General features: G+C 64.8%; 17 protein-coding genes. 8 read left to right on the forward strand and 9 right to left on the reverse strand.

Annotated elements, in window-relative coordinates:
- Positions 1-62: 62 nt before the first annotated feature.
- Together AC1RUK_RS18340 and AC1RUK_RS18345 are read right to left on the reverse strand one after the other, a co-directional pair.
- On the reverse strand, positions 63-362 hold the full coding sequence (locus AC1RUK_RS18340) for a hypothetical protein (RefSeq protein WP_481834491.1): 300 nt from the start codon (positions 360-362) through the stop codon (positions 63-65).
- A gap of 268 nt (positions 363-630) precedes the next feature.
- Complete coding sequence (locus AC1RUK_RS18345) at positions 631-1,038, reverse strand: DUF3168 domain-containing protein (RefSeq protein WP_436171688.1); 408 nt, start codon at positions 1,036-1,038, stop codon at positions 631-633.
- Positions 1,039-1,267: 229 nt separating this feature from the next.
- Here AC1RUK_RS18345 and AC1RUK_RS18350 point away from each other — a divergent pair, with 229 nt between their 5' ends.
- Positions 1,268-1,900, forward strand: a complete 633-nt coding sequence (locus AC1RUK_RS18350) for an NAD(P)-dependent oxidoreductase (protein ID WP_481834490.1) — start codon at positions 1,268-1,270, stop codon at positions 1,898-1,900.
- A 236-nt stretch (positions 1,901-2,136) separates the two neighbouring features.
- On the opposite strand, the gene AC1RUK_RS18355 is transcribed toward AC1RUK_RS18350, so the two are convergent.
- Together AC1RUK_RS18355 and AC1RUK_RS18360 are read right to left on the reverse strand one after the other, a co-directional pair.
- On the reverse strand, positions 2,137-2,403 hold the full coding sequence (locus AC1RUK_RS18355) for a DUF1488 family protein (RefSeq protein WP_192183447.1): 267 nt from the start codon (positions 2,401-2,403) through the stop codon (positions 2,137-2,139).
- Positions 2,400-2,654 (reverse strand): hypothetical protein, encoded by a 255-nt coding sequence (locus AC1RUK_RS18360; protein WP_436171685.1) that lies wholly within the window; start codon positions 2,652-2,654, stop codon positions 2,400-2,402. The genes AC1RUK_RS18355 and AC1RUK_RS18360 overlap by 4 nt, the downstream gene beginning before the upstream one ends.
- A 316-nt stretch (positions 2,655-2,970) precedes the next feature.
- On the opposite strand from AC1RUK_RS18360, the gene AC1RUK_RS18365 reads away from it, so the two are divergent.
- Positions 2,971-3,360, forward strand: a complete 390-nt coding sequence (locus AC1RUK_RS18365; protein ID WP_481834489.1) for a hypothetical protein — start codon at positions 2,971-2,973, stop codon at positions 3,358-3,360.
- A 102-nt stretch (positions 3,361-3,462) separates the two neighbouring features.
- A complete protein-coding gene (locus AC1RUK_RS18370) occupies positions 3,463-3,627 on the forward strand; it encodes a hypothetical protein (RefSeq protein ID WP_436171683.1) in 165 nt (54 codons plus the stop codon).
- A gap of 16 nt (positions 3,628-3,643) precedes the next feature.
- Here AC1RUK_RS18370 and AC1RUK_RS18375 read toward each other — a convergent pair whose 3' ends face one another.
- A complete protein-coding gene (locus AC1RUK_RS18375; protein ID WP_481834488.1) occupies positions 3,644-5,197 on the reverse strand; it encodes a trimethylamine methyltransferase family protein in 1,554 nt (517 codons plus the stop codon).
- A 12-nt stretch (positions 5,198-5,209) separates the two neighbouring features.
- Complete coding sequence (locus AC1RUK_RS18380) at positions 5,210-7,624, reverse strand: GcvT family protein (protein ID WP_481834487.1); 2,415 nt, start codon at positions 7,622-7,624, stop codon at positions 5,210-5,212.
- Positions 7,625-7,737: 113 nt separating this feature from the next.
- On the opposite strand from AC1RUK_RS18380, the gene AC1RUK_RS18385 reads away from it, so the two are divergent.
- The 5 genes from AC1RUK_RS18385 to AC1RUK_RS18405 all read left to right on the forward strand — a co-directional run bounded on the left by AC1RUK_RS18385 (position 7,738) and on the right by AC1RUK_RS18405 (position 13,384).
- Positions 7,738-8,376, forward strand: coding sequence for a TetR/AcrR family transcriptional regulator (locus AC1RUK_RS18385; RefSeq protein WP_436171680.1), 639 nt, complete (start codon positions 7,738-7,740; stop codon positions 8,374-8,376).
- A gap of 175 nt (positions 8,377-8,551) precedes the next feature.
- On the forward strand, positions 8,552-10,714 hold the full coding sequence (locus AC1RUK_RS18390) for a transglycosylase domain-containing protein (RefSeq protein WP_481834486.1): 2,163 nt from the start codon (positions 8,552-8,554) through the stop codon (positions 10,712-10,714).
- Positions 10,715-10,802: 88 nt separating this feature from the next.
- Positions 10,803-11,387, forward strand: coding sequence for a DUF1214 domain-containing protein (locus tag AC1RUK_RS18395; RefSeq protein ID WP_481834485.1), 585 nt, complete (start codon positions 10,803-10,805; stop codon positions 11,385-11,387).
- Positions 11,380-11,928, forward strand: a complete 549-nt coding sequence (locus AC1RUK_RS18400) for a DUF1254 domain-containing protein (RefSeq protein ID WP_481834484.1) — start codon at positions 11,380-11,382, stop codon at positions 11,926-11,928. The genes AC1RUK_RS18395 and AC1RUK_RS18400 overlap by 8 nt, the downstream gene beginning before the upstream one ends.
- 394 nt (positions 11,929-12,322) lie before the next feature.
- Positions 12,323-13,384: a hypothetical protein gene (locus AC1RUK_RS18405; RefSeq protein WP_481834483.1), complete on the forward strand. Its 1,062-nt coding sequence runs from the start codon at positions 12,323-12,325 to the stop codon at positions 13,382-13,384.
- On the opposite strand, the gene AC1RUK_RS18410 is transcribed toward AC1RUK_RS18405, so the two are convergent.
- The 3 genes from AC1RUK_RS18410 to AC1RUK_RS18420 form a co-directional block, all read right to left on the reverse strand.
- Complete coding sequence (locus AC1RUK_RS18410; RefSeq protein WP_481834482.1) at positions 13,371-13,718, reverse strand: DUF1491 family protein; 348 nt, start codon at positions 13,716-13,718, stop codon at positions 13,371-13,373. The genes AC1RUK_RS18405 and AC1RUK_RS18410 overlap by 14 nt on opposite strands.
- Positions 13,719-13,800: 82 nt before the next feature.
- Positions 13,801-14,586: a peptidoglycan-binding domain-containing protein gene (locus tag AC1RUK_RS18415; protein WP_481834481.1), complete on the reverse strand. Its 786-nt coding sequence runs from the start codon at positions 14,584-14,586 to the stop codon at positions 13,801-13,803.
- On the reverse strand, positions 14,561-16,291 hold the full coding sequence (locus AC1RUK_RS18420) for a sensor histidine kinase (RefSeq protein WP_481834480.1): 1,731 nt from the start codon (positions 16,289-16,291) through the stop codon (positions 14,561-14,563). The genes AC1RUK_RS18415 and AC1RUK_RS18420 overlap by 26 nt, the downstream gene beginning before the upstream one ends.
- Between the last annotated feature and the right edge of the window lie 209 nt (positions 16,292-16,500).

A 16,500-nucleotide genomic window follows, 5' to 3' on the forward strand; every position in this document is an offset into this window, starting at 1 on the left:
GGTCAGGTATAGGCCGATTCCGGCGGCCTGGGAAACGGAGGCCTGTAAGATGGAAGGTTGGGTCAGTTCAGCGGAACGACGATTTCGGAGCGGCGCGGACGCTGACCGTCCTTGCCCGGCACCAGCACGACGATGACACAGACTGCCTGGCCGCCGCGAGTCGTCTGAGAGGCCTTGGCCAGCGTGCCGCCATTCTGCTCGGCAACCTGCTGACCGATCGCATAGCAGTCCGACGCAGCCAGCACGAGCGGCTGCGGGTCGCCGGGTGCGACGACCGGCATTGCCGTCGCCTGCGACGCAATCAGGCCGGCCGCGGCAAGCGCCAGCGTCGCGGTTCGGAAATGGGAGCGAAGCGTTTTCATGGTCAGCGTTGTAACGCATCGGTGCTGAACGTGAAATGAACGCCCGAAAAACCATGCCCGCCACACCCCTGCAACGCGAGACAATCAAGCTGAGATTCCACCGCCCGACCCGGTGAAGTCAGCGAAAGTCCAGTCGAGAGCAATTCCAGGAAAAGTGTGAAACGGTTTTCCGTCCGGAATTGCGTCAAAACAAAGAGATAGAGCGGTTCTGCATCTCCGTGAAACGATGAACCGCTCTAGCCTCCGTTTCGCCGATATTGAAAGCGCGTCAGGCGTTTTCCTGCGTGATGGCGCGAAAGCGCAGCAGCCCGTGGTGGACCGCGAGATCCTCGTCATAGCGAGCCTCGGCGAATTCCAGTGACAACCGCGTCAAGCCATGCGGACCGATGGCCAGCGCCGCGTCGGCAAGGCGCGCCTCGATGGTGTCCATGATGACACGCGTCTCGGCTCCGCCATGGGCTTTCGACCAGACATGCAGCGTTACAAGCTGATCGGCGTCGTTGTCGGCGCCGGTGTCCAGGTCGAAAGCGCTGGTGTGGCCGCAGGTCACATGGGGGAAGGCGGCGTTGTCGGTCGCCTGCTCGAGCAATCCGGCGCCGCCCAGCAGCGCCGACAGCGACGCATCGCTCTTCAATCTCAGGAACAAGGCCTGCAGCAAATCGCCGGGCGCCGTCATCGTTTTCTCCCTCGCCCGTCGCGGCATGACATATCTGCCGTACAGCGTAGCCGCGTTATGGACATTTCGCCAGATGACGGCAATTCGGTGCAAGGCGCGAATCAGCGCCTCATGCCAGGATGATGGCCGCTCACCATCTCCGGAATAAGACTTTCCGCTGCGACGGGTCGCGTCGCTCAGGAGACCGGCGCAGGTGGCCTTTGCCCGCCGAACAAGGCGGAATGTGACCATGAAACTGCTGATCTTCGGCGTCTCGGGCGCGACGGGACGCGTCCTTGTCCAGGCGGCGCTGGCAGAGGGCCATGCGGTGAGTGCCTTCGTTCGCACGCTGGACAAGCTTGCGATCAACCACAAAAATCTGCGGGTGGTTGTCGGCGATGTCGCCGACTGGCAGGCGGTGGAGCGCGCGGTTGCCGGACATGATGCCGTGTTCAGCTCTCTCGGCGCCGGCATGCCGCTGAAGCACGACCCGGCCGTGGTTGCCGGCATCGGCTTCATCGTCGATGCCATGCAGCGGACCGGACCGGCCCGGCTGATCTATCAATCCTTCCTTGGCGTCCGCGACAGCCGGCGGCAGTTGGGCCCGCTGCTCGGCGGCATCGTCGTGCCGCTCCTGCTGCGCCATGAAGTGGCGGATCACGAGGCGAAGGAACGCCTCATCGTCCAGTCCGGACTAGACTGGACCATTGTGCGGCCGCCCAAACTCAGCAATGGCGCGGCAACCGGCCGGCTCCGCCACGACAACGGCATCCACGCAGCGTCGCTGCTGCCGACCATGGCGCGCGCCGACGTGGCAGCCTTCATGCTCGGCCAGGTCAGCGACACCACCTACTCGCGCAAAGCGGTCTCGCTGCTGCACTGAGCCTCAAGATACCGGCAGCGCCCCGCCCTCTTCGGTGCGGCGCGCGATGAAGTCGTCGAGTACGCCGGCGGTGGCGGCGGCCCGAACTGGAACAGGAAAGGGCGTGGCCGCGGGCGAAATCGATGATGCCCGGAGCCATCGGGATATCGAGCTGGTGCGGCGAGTTGGTATCGATAATGGTGTCCGCGGCATGCGCCGCCAAGCAACTCGTCTTCGGGGAGCCGCGCGCGACCCAGTTAGCGAAAATCAGCCGCGGTCAGCACATACATGCTCTTGCGGGTGCGGTCGTAGGCCGTCCTGGCGACGTCGTATATGGCGCTGCTGGCCGTATCGAAGGCGGCGAGATAGCCGGCCTCGTCGGCTGCGGTTTCGGGCCGCATCTTCGACATGGCATCCGCAGCGACCGAGAAGGAAATCTGGAACATGCCGTCATGGCCGACAAATCGGATGCGCCGACCCGCCGCGTCATAGCTGCGGCTGCGATTGGGGAATGTGAGGCTCATGACTTGAACTCCGTTGCGGCGACCTTCTTGACAACCCGCTTCTTCTTCGGCGTCGGGTTCAGGGCCTCCGCCACGCGATCGGCCTCTTCCTTGGCCAGCCGCAATTCGCGCAGCCTTGCCGTCTTGATGATCCGGGCCTTGGCCTCGGACATATATTCGGCGGTCGCCTTGTTTCGCTCCGCCGTCTTTTTCTGCTTGTCGACGAAGCGGGCTTCAGCTTTTTCCATGATACTTTGACTGCCATCGGCCATCGCCAAATCTCCCTTGCGCTTGAAATCGTGAGAACGAACTTGTTCGATAAAATAGGCACTCGGCTGTTAAAATTCAAACTTTTGAAATATTTTTGATTCTTGAAAATTTGGAAACGATTCCGCAAAACAATACTTTTCGATATTTCATAGCGTCGTACGAATAATTTTTGGCACTCCTATCTATCGAGTGCCAACGCGCCTATACAGGGGCAGCGGCCGCGTATGCCGGGTCCAGAAGAAATTCCCATGAAATTCCGGCCAGTCCGCGACCGGCCGGGCGACCGATTCCAACGCCAATTCAGGAAGGAACTGTTCCGTGTCCAGACAAAGCAGCAAGCCATCTCTCGCGCGTCGATGGGAAGACTACCAGCCGGCCAAATCCACGCTTTTCTGGGCATGCGCGGTAACCCTCATCGCCACACTGATCATCGGTTTCAACTGGGGCGGATGGGTGACAGGCGGCACCTCGCGCTCGTTGGTGGCAACGGCCGGCGATGTAGCGCGCGGCAAACTGGCCTCGGCCGTCTGCGTCGATCGCTTCAACGCAGCGCCCGATGCCGCCGCCAAGCTTGTCGAGTTCAAAGCCCTGACCGACAGCTACAAGAAGCGGCAGTTCATTGAGACAGGCGGTTGGGCGACCATGCCCGGAGAAACATCGCCCGACAGGCTGGGCGCCACGAGCTGTGCGGTCGCTCTCGCAGCCTGAACTCTTCGACCTCTTCGAGACAAACGAACTCTTCACGAGAGCCTGAAAGACAGCCGCCGGGGCATCTTCCCCGGCGCGGACCAGCGGCAAGGAGATCGACAAATGATTACGTTCGTACCGAAGCCAAATACCGTCCCGGCGACTGAAACAGCCGAGGAAAGCCGCTTCGACCGCATTCGCAGGCTTGCCGCCGACAAGCACCGGAAAGCCGATGCCGGCACGATACGCCGCGACCCCCAAAAGGCCGGCGACAAGCGCCCGATGTAACGGGCGCATGCCCCGGTCACGAGACGGGTGCCGCGCCGCCCTGTTCGGTGCGGCGTGCGGTGAACTCATCGAGGATGCCTGACGTAGCAGCGGCGGACGCCGGCGGTCGGAAATCAGCCACCAGCCGCTTCCAGATACCCGTGGCGCGCTCGGTCGCGCTCTTCGAGCCGGCCTGCGTCCAGTTGCCGAAATTCGACCAGTCGGCCACCAGCGGCTCGTAGAAGGCGGTGCGGTAGCGCGCCATTGTATGGCCGGCCGAGAAGAAATGTCCGCCCGGCTGCACTTCGGCGATGGCCTCGAAGCCGATGGCGTCATTGTCGCCGGGGGTCGCCGCGCAGAGTTCGGCGACGGTCTGCAGCGCCTCGATGTCGGTGATCAGCTTCTCGAAGGAGACGCTGAGGCCGCCCTCCAGCCAGCCGGCGGCGTGGATGCAGACCGTTGCGCCGGCCAGCACCGAGCCCCACAGCGCGAACTGCGTCTCGTGGGCGGCCTGCGCGTCGGAGATGTTGGCGGCGCTGCCGCCGCCGGAGCGCCAGGGAAGGCCGGTGAAGCGCGCCAGTTGGCCGGCGCCTAGCGTCGCCTTGACATGCTCCGGCGTGCCGAAGGCGGGAGCGCCCGACTTCATGTCGACATTGGAGGAGAACGAGCCGTAGACGACCGGCGCGCCCGGCCGCACGATCTGGGCCAGCGTCAGCCCGGCCAGCGCCTCGGCATGCTGCAGGGTGAGCGCGCCTGCCACCGTGATCGGCGCCATGGCGCCGGCCAGGCAGAAGGGCGTGATGATCGATATCTGCCCAGCGAGCGCAAAGTCGATGATGCCTTGCGCCATCGGGATGTCGAGCTGGCGCGGCGAGTTGGTGTTGATGACGGTGTAGCAATGGGCGCCGGCAAGGAACGCGTCTTCGGAGAGCCCGCGCGCCAGCCGCACCATCTCGAACCCGTCCTCGACTTGCGGCGTACCACGGGCGAAGATGAACGGGACTTTGTCCGACAGCGTCAGCTGGGCGCGGTTGACGGCATAGTGGCGGAAGCGATTGTCGACGTCCTGCGGCTCGATGCACGGGCAAAGCATATGCAGCACGTCGAAGTGCTGGATCAGCTTGGTCAATTCCTCAAAAGCGGCAAGCGTTCCTGGCCGCCGGCCGCGTTCGAGATCGGTGACGTTGGGCGCGCCGGCCCCGGCGAGAAAGGCCATCGAGCCGAGTTCGAGGATCAGGTCGCGGCTACGGTCGCCCGCCAGCGCCCGGATGGATTTTGGCGCCGAGGCAAGTGCTGTCGCCACGATGTCGCGGCCGATGCGCACCATCTGGCTGTCCTCGTCGACAAGCGCGCCGGCGCGGGCAAATCGCTCGCGCGCCTCGGGCAGCAGCACCTTGATGCCAAGCTCCTCCAGCACGCGCAGCGCCGTATCGTGGATCGCCGCCACCTGGTCGTCCGAAAAGACCGGCTGCGGCAGGAAGGGATTCTTGAGCGAGCGATAGTCCGGGCGGCGGCTCGACTCGCTGCCGGCCTCGCCGGTGCGGCCGCGCCGGCGCTCGCGCCTGGTGTCGCGTGCAGCATCATCGATCATGGCAGTTCCTCCTCATTGCCGCATCGCCTTGCCCTCGGGGTCGTAGGGCGAGGCCGGAATGACGCGCGCCGGCCGCTCGACGCCGACGATATGCACCGACAGCGCCGTGCCCTCGGCTGCAAAATCGCGGTCGACAAGCGCCAGCGCCAGGCTCTTGCCGACCGTGTAGCCATAGCCCCCCGAGGTGACGAAGCCAACGCGTCGGCACTTGTGCCAGACTGGCTCGAAGCCGCTGGCGTCGGCGTCGACGGCATCGACCTCCAGCGTCACCAGGCATTGCCTGGCGCCACCGCCATCGCGCTCCTTCAGCGCGGCATCGCGGCCAATGAAATCGCCCTTGCCGAAGGCTATGAAACGGCCGAGCCCGGTTTGGGCAGGCGTGTAGGCCTGGGTGAACTCGCGCGACCAGATGCCAAAGCTCTTTTCCAGCCTGAGCGCATTCAGCGCATAGAAGCCGACTTCCGCCAGGCCGAGATCCTCGCCGGCGGCAAGCAGGGTGTCGCGCAACGTGGCATGCATGGTGGCCGGACAATTGATCTCGAAGCCTACCTCACCGGCGATCGACAGGCGGGCAACCCGTGTTTGCGCCATGCCGACGTCGAACGCGCCACAAGCCATGAACGGCAGGGCGTTCGTCGAGACATCCTGATGCGTGGTGCGTTCGACAATCGCCCGGGCATTCGGTCCGGTGACGAGGAAGCCTGATGTCACGTCGGAAATGTCAGCGACGGAGACACCGTCGGCCCCATGCACCTCGAACCAGCGCATGTGGAATTCCCTGAGATAGTAGGAGCCCATGATCCAGTATTCACCGCCGCCCCAGTTGAAGACGGTGAGATCACCCTTCAGCCTTGCATCATGACCGAGCATCGGCGCCAGTCTCGCCTGTCCCGGCTTCGGCAGCCTGCAGGCGAGCAGCCGGTCGAGCCAGGCTTCCGCGCCCGGCCCGGACACCGCGTAGCGCGAGAAGGCGGAGGTATCGACAAGACCGGCGGCGCGGCGGACCTGCAGCGCCTCGTCGCCGACGATGTCGAAGGCGTTGGAGCGCTTCAGCGTGGTGTTTTCGCGAAAACCCATCGGCGCGAAATAGGCCGGGATCTCGAGACCCCAGGACGACGTCCATTCGCATCCGGCCGCCGTCATGCCGTCATAGGCGCCGGGGCGTTTCAGCGGCCGGCCGGCAGGCAGGCGCTCGTTGGGGAAGGTCATGACGAAGCGGCGGGCGTAGAACTGCCGCGTCGTCTGTTTCAGATACTCGCGGTTGGCGGCGAAGGCGCCGTAGCGGGCGATATCCATGCCGAAGATGTCGGCCTCGGGCTCGCCACGGATCATCCACTCGGCCAGCGATTTGCCGACGCCGCCGCCCTGGCTGAAGCCGGCCATGACGCCACAGGCGACCCAGTAGTTGCGCAAGCCGCGCACCGGCCCGACGATCGGGTTGCCGTCGGGTGTGAAGGTGAAGGCGCCGTTGACCCATTTGCGGATGCCGGCCGTCGCCAGGCACGGGAAGCGCTCATAGGCCTTGGCGAGTTCCGGGCTTATGCGGTCGATGTCTTCCGGGATCAGCTCGATACCATAGTCCCAGGGCGCGCCATCCATGTTCCAATGCTTCGGGTTCTGCTCGTACACGCCGAGCAGCACGCCTTTACGCTCTTGGCGGAGATAGGCAAAGCCGTCGAGATCGACGGCGAGGCCAAGCTCCTTGTCGAGCGCCGCGACCTCCGGAATGTCCTCCGTGATGAAATAGTGGTGCTCCATCGGCGTCACCGGCAGCTCGACGCCGGCCATGCGGCCGAGTTGCTTTGCCCAGAGACCGCCGGCGTTGACGACATGCTCGGCGACGATCGTGCCTTGTTCGGTGAAGACGTCCCAGCCGCCATCGGCGCGCTGCTTGAGGTCGAGCACGCGGTTGCGCAGGATGATTTCGGCGCCGCGCTTCTTCGCCGCCCCGGCATAGGCATGGGTGGTGCCGTAGGGGTCGAGGTGGCCTTCGTTGGAATCGTAGAGGCCGCCCAGCACATCGCTGACATCGACGATCGGGCAGATCTCCTTGATTTCTTCCGGGCTCACCAGCCGCGCGGTTTCGATACCGACCGACTGGAACACCGCCCAGGCCGATTTCAGCCACTCCCAGCGAGCGGGGTCGCTGGCCATGTTGACGCCCCCGGTCATGTGCAGACCGGCATTCTGGCCGGACTCGGCCTCGATCTCGCGATAGAGTTTTATCGTGTAGTCCTGCAGCGCCGCGACGTTTGGGTCGGCGTTCAGCGCGTGGAAGCCGGCAGCCGCATGCCAGGTTGAACCGGCGGTCAGCTCGGCGCGTTCGATCAGCGCCACATCGCTCCAGCCGAAGCGCGCCAGATGGTAGAGCACCGAGGCGCCGACCACCCCACCTCCGATGACGACTGCCCGGTAATGCGACTTCACGAGCCTCTCCCTCTCGTTGGATGCTCGCACCATACAGGCACTGTACATATGTGTCTAGACACTTGTGTACAGACCGCTTGCACGCCGCTGCGCGCCATGGCACTTGTGCGGTCATGATCATGATTGCACCCCAGGACGAGCCGGCGCCCGGCAACATCAAGGTGACGCGCTGGGACTGGATCAATCTGGCGCTGCAGACGCTGATTTCGGACGGCATCGAAAGCGTTCGCGTGCTGCCCCTCGGCCAGAAGCTCGGCGTCTCGCGCTCGAGCTTCTACTGGTATTTCCAGAGCCGCCAGGACCTGCTCGACCAGTTGCTCGCGCACTGGCACGACACCAACACCAAGGCGATCGTCGAACGCGCCCAGCGGCCGGCCGAAAGCATCATCATGGGCGTCATGAACGTCTTCGAATGCTGGGCCGACGAGCGCCTGTTCGATCCCCGGCTTGACTTTGCCATCCGCGAATGGGCGCGCCGCTCCGATGACGTGCGGCGCATGATCGACCAGGCCGACGACGAGCGCCTCGTCGCCATCCGCGACATGTACCGCCGGCACGGCTATGACGAGGAAGATGCCTTCATCCGCGCCCGCGTGCTCTACTACATGCAGATCGGTTACTACGTGCTCGATCTGAAGGAACCGGTCGAGGCCCGGGTCAGCCATCTCGCCGCCTATCTGCGCAGCTTCACCGGCCAGGAGCCGAGCGAGGCCGACGTAGCGCATTTCATGCGCTTCATCGCGGCGCGCTGACATCGGCGAGACGTATCAGCCTCGAAGCCTTCTCTACCCCGGTCAACAAACCGCGCGGTGTGGCTTCGCTGCCCTTGTGAGCAGTGCTAAAATGGATGAATAGTCTTCTCCGGGGCGCCGTCCTGAAATTGCCCGCATGCGGCTCTCAGGTCACGGCGTGGGGCGGAATTCTGGAATGACCAGTCCTTTGAAGCCACGCAAGAGAAGAGGTCCGATCGCAGCGGCGCTGCTGGCGGTGGATGCGTGGCTCGATTCCTCGCTCTACGAGATCGGCTTCAAGGCGCGCCAGTTCTGGGAAGCGGCGACCATCTTTTCCCGGCGTTTCCGTGTTAAAGGCTGGCGGCGCGGCATCGTCGAGGTGCTGAGCGAAGGGTTTACGCTGGGCGCTGGCGGCATCGTGGTGCTCTTGGCGCTGGCCTTGCCGGCCTTCCAGATCACCACCGGCGACTGGCGCACGCAGGGCGACTTTGCCGTCACTTTCCTCGACCGCTACGGCAACGAGATCGGCCAGCGCGGCATCATCCAGCGCGACTCGGTGCCGGTCGACGAGATGCCCGACCATGTCATCAAGGCGGTGCTGGCGACCGAGGACCGGCGTTTCTTCGATCATTACGGCATCGACGTGCTCGGCCTGTCGCGCGCGATTTTCGAGAACGTGCGGGCCAATTCCGTCGTCCAGGGCGGTTCCAGCATCACCCAGCAGTTGGCCAAGAACCTGTTTCTCAGCAATGAGCGCACCTTGCAGCGCAAGATCAAGGAAGCCTTCCTGTCGCTCTGGCTGGAGGCCAATTTGTCGAAGAAGGAGATCCTGCAGCTCTATCTCGACCGCGCCTATATGGGCGGCGGCACCTTCGGCATCGAGGCGGCGGCGGATTTCTATTTCGGCAAGAGCGTCAAGGACCTCAACCTTGCCGAGGCGGCGATGCTGGCCGGCCTGTTCAAGGCGCCGACCAAATACGCGCCGCACATCAACCTGCCGGCCGCCCGAGCGCGGGCCAATGTGGTGCTGTCGAACCTCGTCGATTCCGGCTTCATGACCGAAGGCCAGGTGCTGCAGGCAAGGCTGCATCCAGCCGACGTCGTCGATCGCGGCGAACAGAAGAGCCCGGACTATTTCCTCGACTGGGCCTTCGACGAGGTCAAGAAGATCGCTGCCAAGTCCGGCCAGCACTCGCTTGTCGCCCACACCACTTTCGACGCCAACATCCAGAAGGCGGCCGAAGAGTCCGTCGAATTCCACCTGCGCCAGTTCGGCAAGGAATACAACGTCACCGAAGGGGCGGTGGTGGTCATCGAGACCAATGGTGCGGTCAGGGCGATCGTCGGCGGCCGCGACTATGGCGCCAGCCAGTTCAACCGCGCCACCAAGGCACTGCGCCAGACCGGCTCGTCCTTCAAGCCCTATGTCTACGCCACCGCGATGGAGCACGGCTTCACGCCGGACTCGGTTGTTTCCGGCGGCGCGATCAGTTGGGGCGGCTGGTCGCCGCACAATTACAATGGCGGCTCGGCCGGCAACGTGACGCTGATCACGGCGATCGCCAAATCGATCAACACCGTGCCGGTGCGACTGGCCAAGGACTATCTCGGCATCGGCCCGATCAAGGCGATGGCCGAGGCGATGGGCGTGGAGTCGCCGCTCGAAGGGCACAAGACCATGGTGCTCGGCACGTCGGGCATGACCGTCATGGACCAGGCGACAGGCTACAGCGTGTTCGCGCAGAACGGCTTCGTCGGTTCGCGGCACGGAATCACACAGCTCCTCACCCGCACCGGCGGCGAGGTGGTCTACGATTTCGCCAAGGACGCGCCGCCGCCGCACCGCGTGCTGTCGGAGCAGGCGCTGAAATACATGAACACCATGCTGGCGGCAGTGCCGGTGATCGGCACGGCACGGCGCGCCCTGCTTCCCAACATCGTGGTCGCCGGCAAGACCGGCACGACGCAATCCTACCGCGATGCCTGGTTTGTCGGCTTCACCGGCAACTACACAGCCGCCGTCTGGCTCGGCAATGACGACTTCACCCCGACCAAGAACATGACCGGCGGCACGCTGCCGGCGATGGTGTGGCAGCGGCTGATGGTCTATGCGCACCAGAACATCGACCTGAAGCCGATCCCCGGCCTCGACCATCCCTTCATCGATCCCGAAGTCGCGGCCAAGGCCGAGGAGGCGGCAAAGAAGAACGCCGAGCAGGCGGAGGCTGAAGCCGCCACCGAGCGCCCGCCGGTGCTGTCCAGCCGCACCACGCAGACGCTGCGGGAGATGACCAAGATGTTCCAGGCAGCACCCGTGCTCGAGGCGCCCAAGGCGCCGGAGACGCTGTCGGCGCTCTGAGCGGCCAATTCAGCCGGACGCCGGCCTTGCCACGAGCCCCTGCCCCGCGATATCCCCGAGCGGCAATCCTCTCTGTTCCCGGCTCCTGATGCTCAAGAACGCCTTTCTGACGCTCGTCGCGCTTGCCATCGCCATCGGCGGCGGCGGCGGAAGCGTCTGGTATGCGCTGAAGGCACAGGACGGCGTCGGCGCGATCAGGATCGGCCAGTGGACGGCCTTCCCCGAGATCGGCACGCAAGCAGCCGACCCCTATTCGAAGGCACGCGTGGCACGCGAGGGCGTGCTGGCGCTCGGCCGGGCCGAAGGGCTCTCCTTCATCGCCGAACGCGATGCCGGCGGCGACCAGCTCAGGCGCGAATGCGCCTACACGATCGAAGGCGGCTTTCCTACCGCCCGCTTCTGGACCCTCTATGCTGCCGACCAATCGCTCGGCGTGGTCGACACCGACAAGCCGAGGCTTGCGGCGCTGCAGTCCTACCAGGTGCTGCGCCAGCCCGACAATTCGGTGATCATCACCGTTGGCAACCGCCCGACCCCCGGCAACTGGCTTCTGACCGAGGGCTTCGGACGGATGTATTTCGTGCTCACCTTCTACGACACGCCGATCGCCAGCAGCACCGGCCTTTCCGATGTGACGCTGCCCAGGATCGTGAAGGCCGGCTGCAATGCGTAAGTTGCTGCACAGCGTCCTGCTCGGCCTGCTCGGCGCCGGCATCGTGCATATCGTCGTCTTGATGCTGGTGCCGGAGTTTTCCGAACGCGACGCATGGTCGCGACTGGCGATGGCCTCGGACCTCTACAAGATGACCAGGCTCGATGCCGAGGCCGGCGGCGCGCCGGTGGTGAAATCCGTCGACCCGCTGTTTTACGCCGCGGCCTGCCGCTTCGATCTTGCCGAGGGAATGGTGCGGGTCAAGGCGCCGGGAACCGTGCCGTTTTGGTCGGTCTCGGTCTATGACCGCAGCGGCCACAACCTCTATTCCTTCAACGACCACAGCGCGACGGGCGGCGTGCTCGACACCGTGGTGCTGACGCCGGCTCAGATGATCGATGTGCGCAGGGAACTGCCCGAGGAGCTGCAGGGCGCGATCTTCGTCGAAGCGCCGATCGAGGAAGGCATATTCGTCATCCGCTCCTTCGTGCCCGACGACAGCTGGAAGCCTGTCGTCTCACGGTTTCTGGAGCAGAGTTCCTGCGAGCTGCAGGACTACTGATTTCGGCCGCGGCGGCCTAATGATGCGGAACAGGAGCCCTCGGCGCACCCGGCTTGTCCGGACCGCTTGGCCTCGCATCGCCGGTTAGCGGCGAAGGTTCGTAACGGACACCGGGGAAAATGATCACCGCCGCCGGCGTGCCGGTGTTTTGACTTGCTCGATTGGTTGGTGCCGTTCGCGGCACGAAAGACAGTACCATGCCCATGGTTCGCGCATTCCTCTCGGTTGCCCCGGAGCACAACGCAACGCCTCCAAATATGATTAAGGCGGGCAGAGGGTTAACGGAACGCTAACGGATCATCGCTAACTTGATCTTTGTTCTTGGTAATCGCGAAACCGACACAGTCCCGGTCGAGCGTGGTCCAGGTCGTGTCGAGTGTCGGGCGTATCCTCCGTGTCATCTTCGGATTTCAGGCAAATCGCTATTCGGGCTGAATCGGGAAAGGCCGAAAGGCTGTTCCGCGCCGTGGTGTCGGCGTTCTGTTCGCTGACCCGGCCGTCGCGCCGCGAGATCGCCCAGCTCGAGGATCTGACACTGCCGCTATTCGACGAGGTGTCGGTCGAATCGCGCCGCTATGTCGCCGCGGCACTTTCCGAATGCGAATATGCGCCCAACGCCCTGGTGCGGCGACTGGCCGAAGAGCCGGTCGACATCGCCGCTCCCCTGCTCATCCGCTCGCGCGCGCTGAGCGACATCGACCTCATCGCGCTGATCGGACGGCACGGCCTGCCGCATGCGCGCGCCATTGCGCGGCGCAAGGACCTGAACTCGACCATATCGGATCTGATCAAGGCGCTCGAAAAGCCAACGCTGGTCAGGATGCGGCCGCCGCAGACGATCGTGAAGGCAATGCCGGCGAAAGCCGAGGCAGCGCCGGGCAATGCCGAGGCGATACCGTCGAACGAAGCGGCCGTCGCTGCCGCGGGCACGGAAACGCGAGAGCCCCTCGGCAATGCCGCCGAGAACGCCAGGCGCCGGCTGCGCGCGATGATGCGCCCCGATACGGCCGGCAAGGATGCCAGCGTCAACCCGTTCCTCGGCCAGGCGAGCTACGTCAAGCTGCGCGAGACGGCGCTGACCGGCAATGCCGCCTTTTTCCAGACCGCACTCGCCGATGCGCTCGACATCGATTTCCAGACGACACGGTCATTGATCGAACAATCGAGCTATGCCGCGCTGCTTACTGCGCTCAGGGCACTCGACCTCAGCGAGGACCGGGCCTTCCTGATCGCGGTCGCCGTCTATCCGAGGGATTTTCCGCATCCGCAGGCGATTCGGCTGTTCCTCGACCGTTACCGGCTGCTGCATCGCGAGGCGGCGCTGGACAGGGTGCGCAGCTGGAAGGCAGAGACATTGTCGCGAGCGATCCGCGGCAATGGACCGGATGCGGCGAAGGCCGAAAGCCGTCAGGCGTCGAACGGCGACGATCCGGCCGCGGCCCTCAAGGCGTCTTGACGGACAAAAGGTCCTCGACCGGAACGGCGCCGGCCTCGATCTCGACCACCCAGATATCAGGGTCGAATTTTTTCTCGCGCTCCAACCTGGCGTCGAGCACGGCGGCATCGTCGCCCGAACCGAGCAGGGTGAAGAAACGGTCGTCGGGCCTGGCCGAATCGTAGCTCGTTTGCGGCGCCGGCCCGAACAGGGTGACCTCGCCCAGCCTGCTCCGCGCAAGCACGAAGACAGCGCCGGCCTCGGTCGCACCACGCTTGACCACGGCGGCAAAGCCGCCAGCCGCAAACACCCGGCGCAACATGGCCGACACCCACAGATCGGTGGTTACACGCATAGGAGGTTTCCGGTGGACATGCGCCGCTCTTTACAGCAACGAGCCGGAAACAGAAACGGCCCAGACAGCCACTGCCCGAGGGTCAGTTGGTCAGGCCGATCTCGCGCATCTTGACGTAGACGAGCTCGTCGGGCTCGCCGGTTTCGGGCAGGCCGAACAGCGACTGGAACTCCTTGATCGCCGCCTTGGTGCGGGCGCCGACGACGCCGTCGAGTTGCATATCGTCATTGCCGAATGCCTTCAGCCCGGCCTGGATCTTGACGATACGGGCATCGGGCGCCTGCGCCTCTGCATCGGCCGGCGCAGAGGCCGGGATCGGTGCGGGCGTGGGATCGGCGACGGCCGGGGCGGCGGCGCTGTCCAAAGGCCTCGGCACCGGGTGCGGAATGGCCGCTGTCGTCTGCCTGGCGCCGAGCTGGTCGAGGAGCACGGCGTCGATTTCGCCCGAGGCCGGCAGACCGACTTTTTGCTGATAGGCCTGGATGGCCTTGCGCGTGTTGGGACCGGAAATGCCGTCGACGGTGCCGGAGTAGAAATCGAGGTCCTTCAATATGCCCTGGACCTCTTCGACGGTCGGGTCGCTCTTGACCGGCGCCGGGCGCACGATGTTGATGGTGGTTTCCGGCTCGTCTGAGCCTGTGCGCGGAAAGTCCTCGATGCTCCTGGTGGCAAAGAACGCACCGGCATGCGGAAACGGCTGGTACCACAGCGCATTGGCCGAGACGTAGAACAATGTCACCAGGAAAGCGGTCGAGCCGCCGACCAGGACAGGGTTGCGCGAGATCATCCCGCCGACGGCCATCGCGCCGTCCTCGAAGGTGCTGCCGCGGCGCTTGACTGCCTTAGCCTGTTTTGCGGAGCGAGCCATTCCTGTCCCCCTTCGTCATCACCGCGGGCATCGCCAGCACGCCGCCGTCCTGGCCCTTCGAACGTCCCTTCGGCCCGTTCACCGGTAGGCTGATCGTCACCGTGGTGCCCTCGCCCAGCATGCTCTCGATCGACATCGTGCCGTCATGCAGCGCCACCAGGCCCTTGACCAGCGACAGGCCGAGACCGGTTCCCTCGAAGCGGCGCGTATAGTCGTTCTGGATCTGCATGAACGGCTTGCCGAGATTTTCAAAATCCTCCTCGGCAATGCCGATGCCGGTGTCGCTGACCCAGAAATGTAGCCTCGAGCCGACCCGCTTGGCGCCGACCACGACATTGCCGCCATCAGGCGTGAACTTGATGGCGTTGGAGACGAGGTTGATCAGGATCTGCTGCACGGCGCGGCGATCGGCATTGATCTCGCCAGAGTCAGGGGCGATCTGCGTCGCAAGGCGGATGCTCTTGGCCTCGGCCTGCAACTGCATCATCGACCGGCACATGTCGACCGCCTCGACGAAACGGAACGGTTCCGGCTCCGTCGCGTAGGCGCCGGCCTCGATCCTGGAGACATCGAGGATCGAGGTGACAACGCCGAGCAGATGCTGGCCGGAGTCCCTGACCAGGCCGACATATTCCTTCTGGCGCGGATCCTTGAAGGTGCCGAACATCTCATGCAGCAGCATGTCGGAAAAGCCGATGATGGCATTCAAAGGCGTGCGAAGCTCGTGGCTGACCACCGCCAGGAAGCGGCCCTTGGCCACTTCGGCGGCCGCGGTCGCCTCTTTTGCCGCGGCAAGCTCTTCGCGCAGCCCGGCGACGTCGTCGTTTTCGCGCAGCAGCAGCGTGAACGCATCCTGCTGATGCTCGGCCCGCATCAGGTCGAGGCGGAACGGCCTGAAATTGTCGGACGAAGCACCGTCGCGCGGCAGCCGTACGCGCAGGTCGACCCGGCGCGCCGCGGCCCCGTCACGCATGTCGGCCAGCGCCGTGAGGTAGGCGACGCGGTCGGAAAGATGGACGCGCTCGAACAGGCCGGCGCCGAACAGAAGCTCCGGCGGCAGCTTCAGAACGGCGCGCGCCTTGGCCGAGGCATCCAGCACCTCGCCATGCCTGGCAACGCGCAGGACGACCGCATCGATCATATGCTCGAGATGGTCGCCAGCAGGGGTCGCATGCCCGGCGTTTGCCTGGTTGCGGAGCGCCGTCAGCCGTGGAACCAGCGTCAGGGTCCAGGCCAGCGGCAGCAGCCAGTGCCAGGCCGCGATTTCCGACGGGCCGAGCGGCAGGATGGAGCCGGCAAAAGGCTGCAGCAGGGTCGCTGCGAGCGCGCATAGCGCACCCCACCAGCCAGCGCGCCGCGATCCGCCGATCCACCAGGCCTCGAACGGCAATGCTACGGCGAACAGGGCAATCGGCGAGGCCAGGCCGCCTGCCGCAAAGATCGCGCCGGCAAGCGCAAGGCCGCCCATCGCGAGCGCCGCCTGGCCGGCCAAGGCCATCCGGCCCGTCGCGGCGACCAGCAAGGCGGCGAACCAGCACATGCCGAAGGCAGCGAAGATCGCAGCCACCGTGACGGCCGCGCCTAGGCTGGAGGTGACCAGCGTCACCGCGGCGCCTGCGGCAAGGAAAGGGGCTGCCAGCATGACACCGATGAACCGGCGCTGGCGCAAGCGCTCATCCGGCACGGTGATGGTCGGATGAACCATACGTTCGCAGCCGGCCGCTACCGCGCCAGGCAATTCAACGTATCTGGCCGTTATCGAACTCAACGCACTCGCACCCGGTCGTGAACTGCCCTGCTTTTTGCAGGTCGCTTTTATTGATCTGAAACTCGCATTGAGCGTTTAAGGAATGGATAAGGCAGGACCCGGCCGACGCCAGGCCCGCGGCAAATATCGGGACGCCGGCGCCGCAA

The sequence above is a fragment of the Mesorhizobium monacense genome, from assembly GCF_056781675.1.

Excerpts from the sequence above, each read along its gene's own strand:
- AC1RUK_RS18340 (WP_481834491.1), bottom strand. The coding sequence starts at position 362 with ATGAAAACGCTTCGCTCCCATTTCCGAACCGCGACGCTGGCGCTTGCC.
- AC1RUK_RS18345 (WP_436171688.1), bottom strand. The coding sequence starts at position 1,038 with ATGACGGCGCCCGGCGATTTGCTGCAGGCCTTGTTCCTGAGATTGAAG.
- AC1RUK_RS18350 (WP_481834490.1), top strand. The coding sequence starts at position 1,268 with ATGAAACTGCTGATCTTCGGCGTCTCGGGCGCGACGGGACGCGTCCTT.
- AC1RUK_RS18355 (WP_192183447.1), bottom strand. The coding sequence starts at position 2,403 with ATGAGCCTCACATTCCCCAATCGCAGCCGCAGCTATGACGCGGCGGGT.
- AC1RUK_RS18360 (WP_436171685.1), bottom strand. The coding sequence starts at position 2,654 with ATGGCCGATGGCAGTCAAAGTATCATGGAAAAAGCTGAAGCCCGCTTC.
- AC1RUK_RS18370 (WP_436171683.1), top strand. The coding sequence starts at position 3,463 with ATGATTACGTTCGTACCGAAGCCAAATACCGTCCCGGCGACTGAAACA.
- AC1RUK_RS18375 (WP_481834488.1), bottom strand. The coding sequence starts at position 5,197 with ATGATCGATGATGCTGCACGCGACACCAGGCGCGAGCGCCGGCGCGGC.
- AC1RUK_RS18385 (WP_436171680.1), top strand. The coding sequence starts at position 7,738 with ATGATCATGATTGCACCCCAGGACGAGCCGGCGCCCGGCAACATCAAG.
- AC1RUK_RS18390 (WP_481834486.1), top strand. The coding sequence starts at position 8,552 with ATGACCAGTCCTTTGAAGCCACGCAAGAGAAGAGGTCCGATCGCAGCG.
- AC1RUK_RS18395 (WP_481834485.1), top strand. The coding sequence starts at position 10,803 with ATGCTCAAGAACGCCTTTCTGACGCTCGTCGCGCTTGCCATCGCCATC.
- AC1RUK_RS18400 (WP_481834484.1), top strand. The coding sequence starts at position 11,380 with ATGCGTAAGTTGCTGCACAGCGTCCTGCTCGGCCTGCTCGGCGCCGGC.
- AC1RUK_RS18410 (WP_481834482.1), bottom strand. The coding sequence starts at position 13,718 with ATGCGTGTAACCACCGATCTGTGGGTGTCGGCCATGTTGCGCCGGGTG.
- AC1RUK_RS18415 (WP_481834481.1), bottom strand. The coding sequence starts at position 14,586 with ATGGCTCGCTCCGCAAAACAGGCTAAGGCAGTCAAGCGCCGCGGCAGC.
- AC1RUK_RS18420 (WP_481834480.1), bottom strand. The coding sequence starts at position 16,291 with ATGGTTCATCCGACCATCACCGTGCCGGATGAGCGCTTGCGCCAGCGC.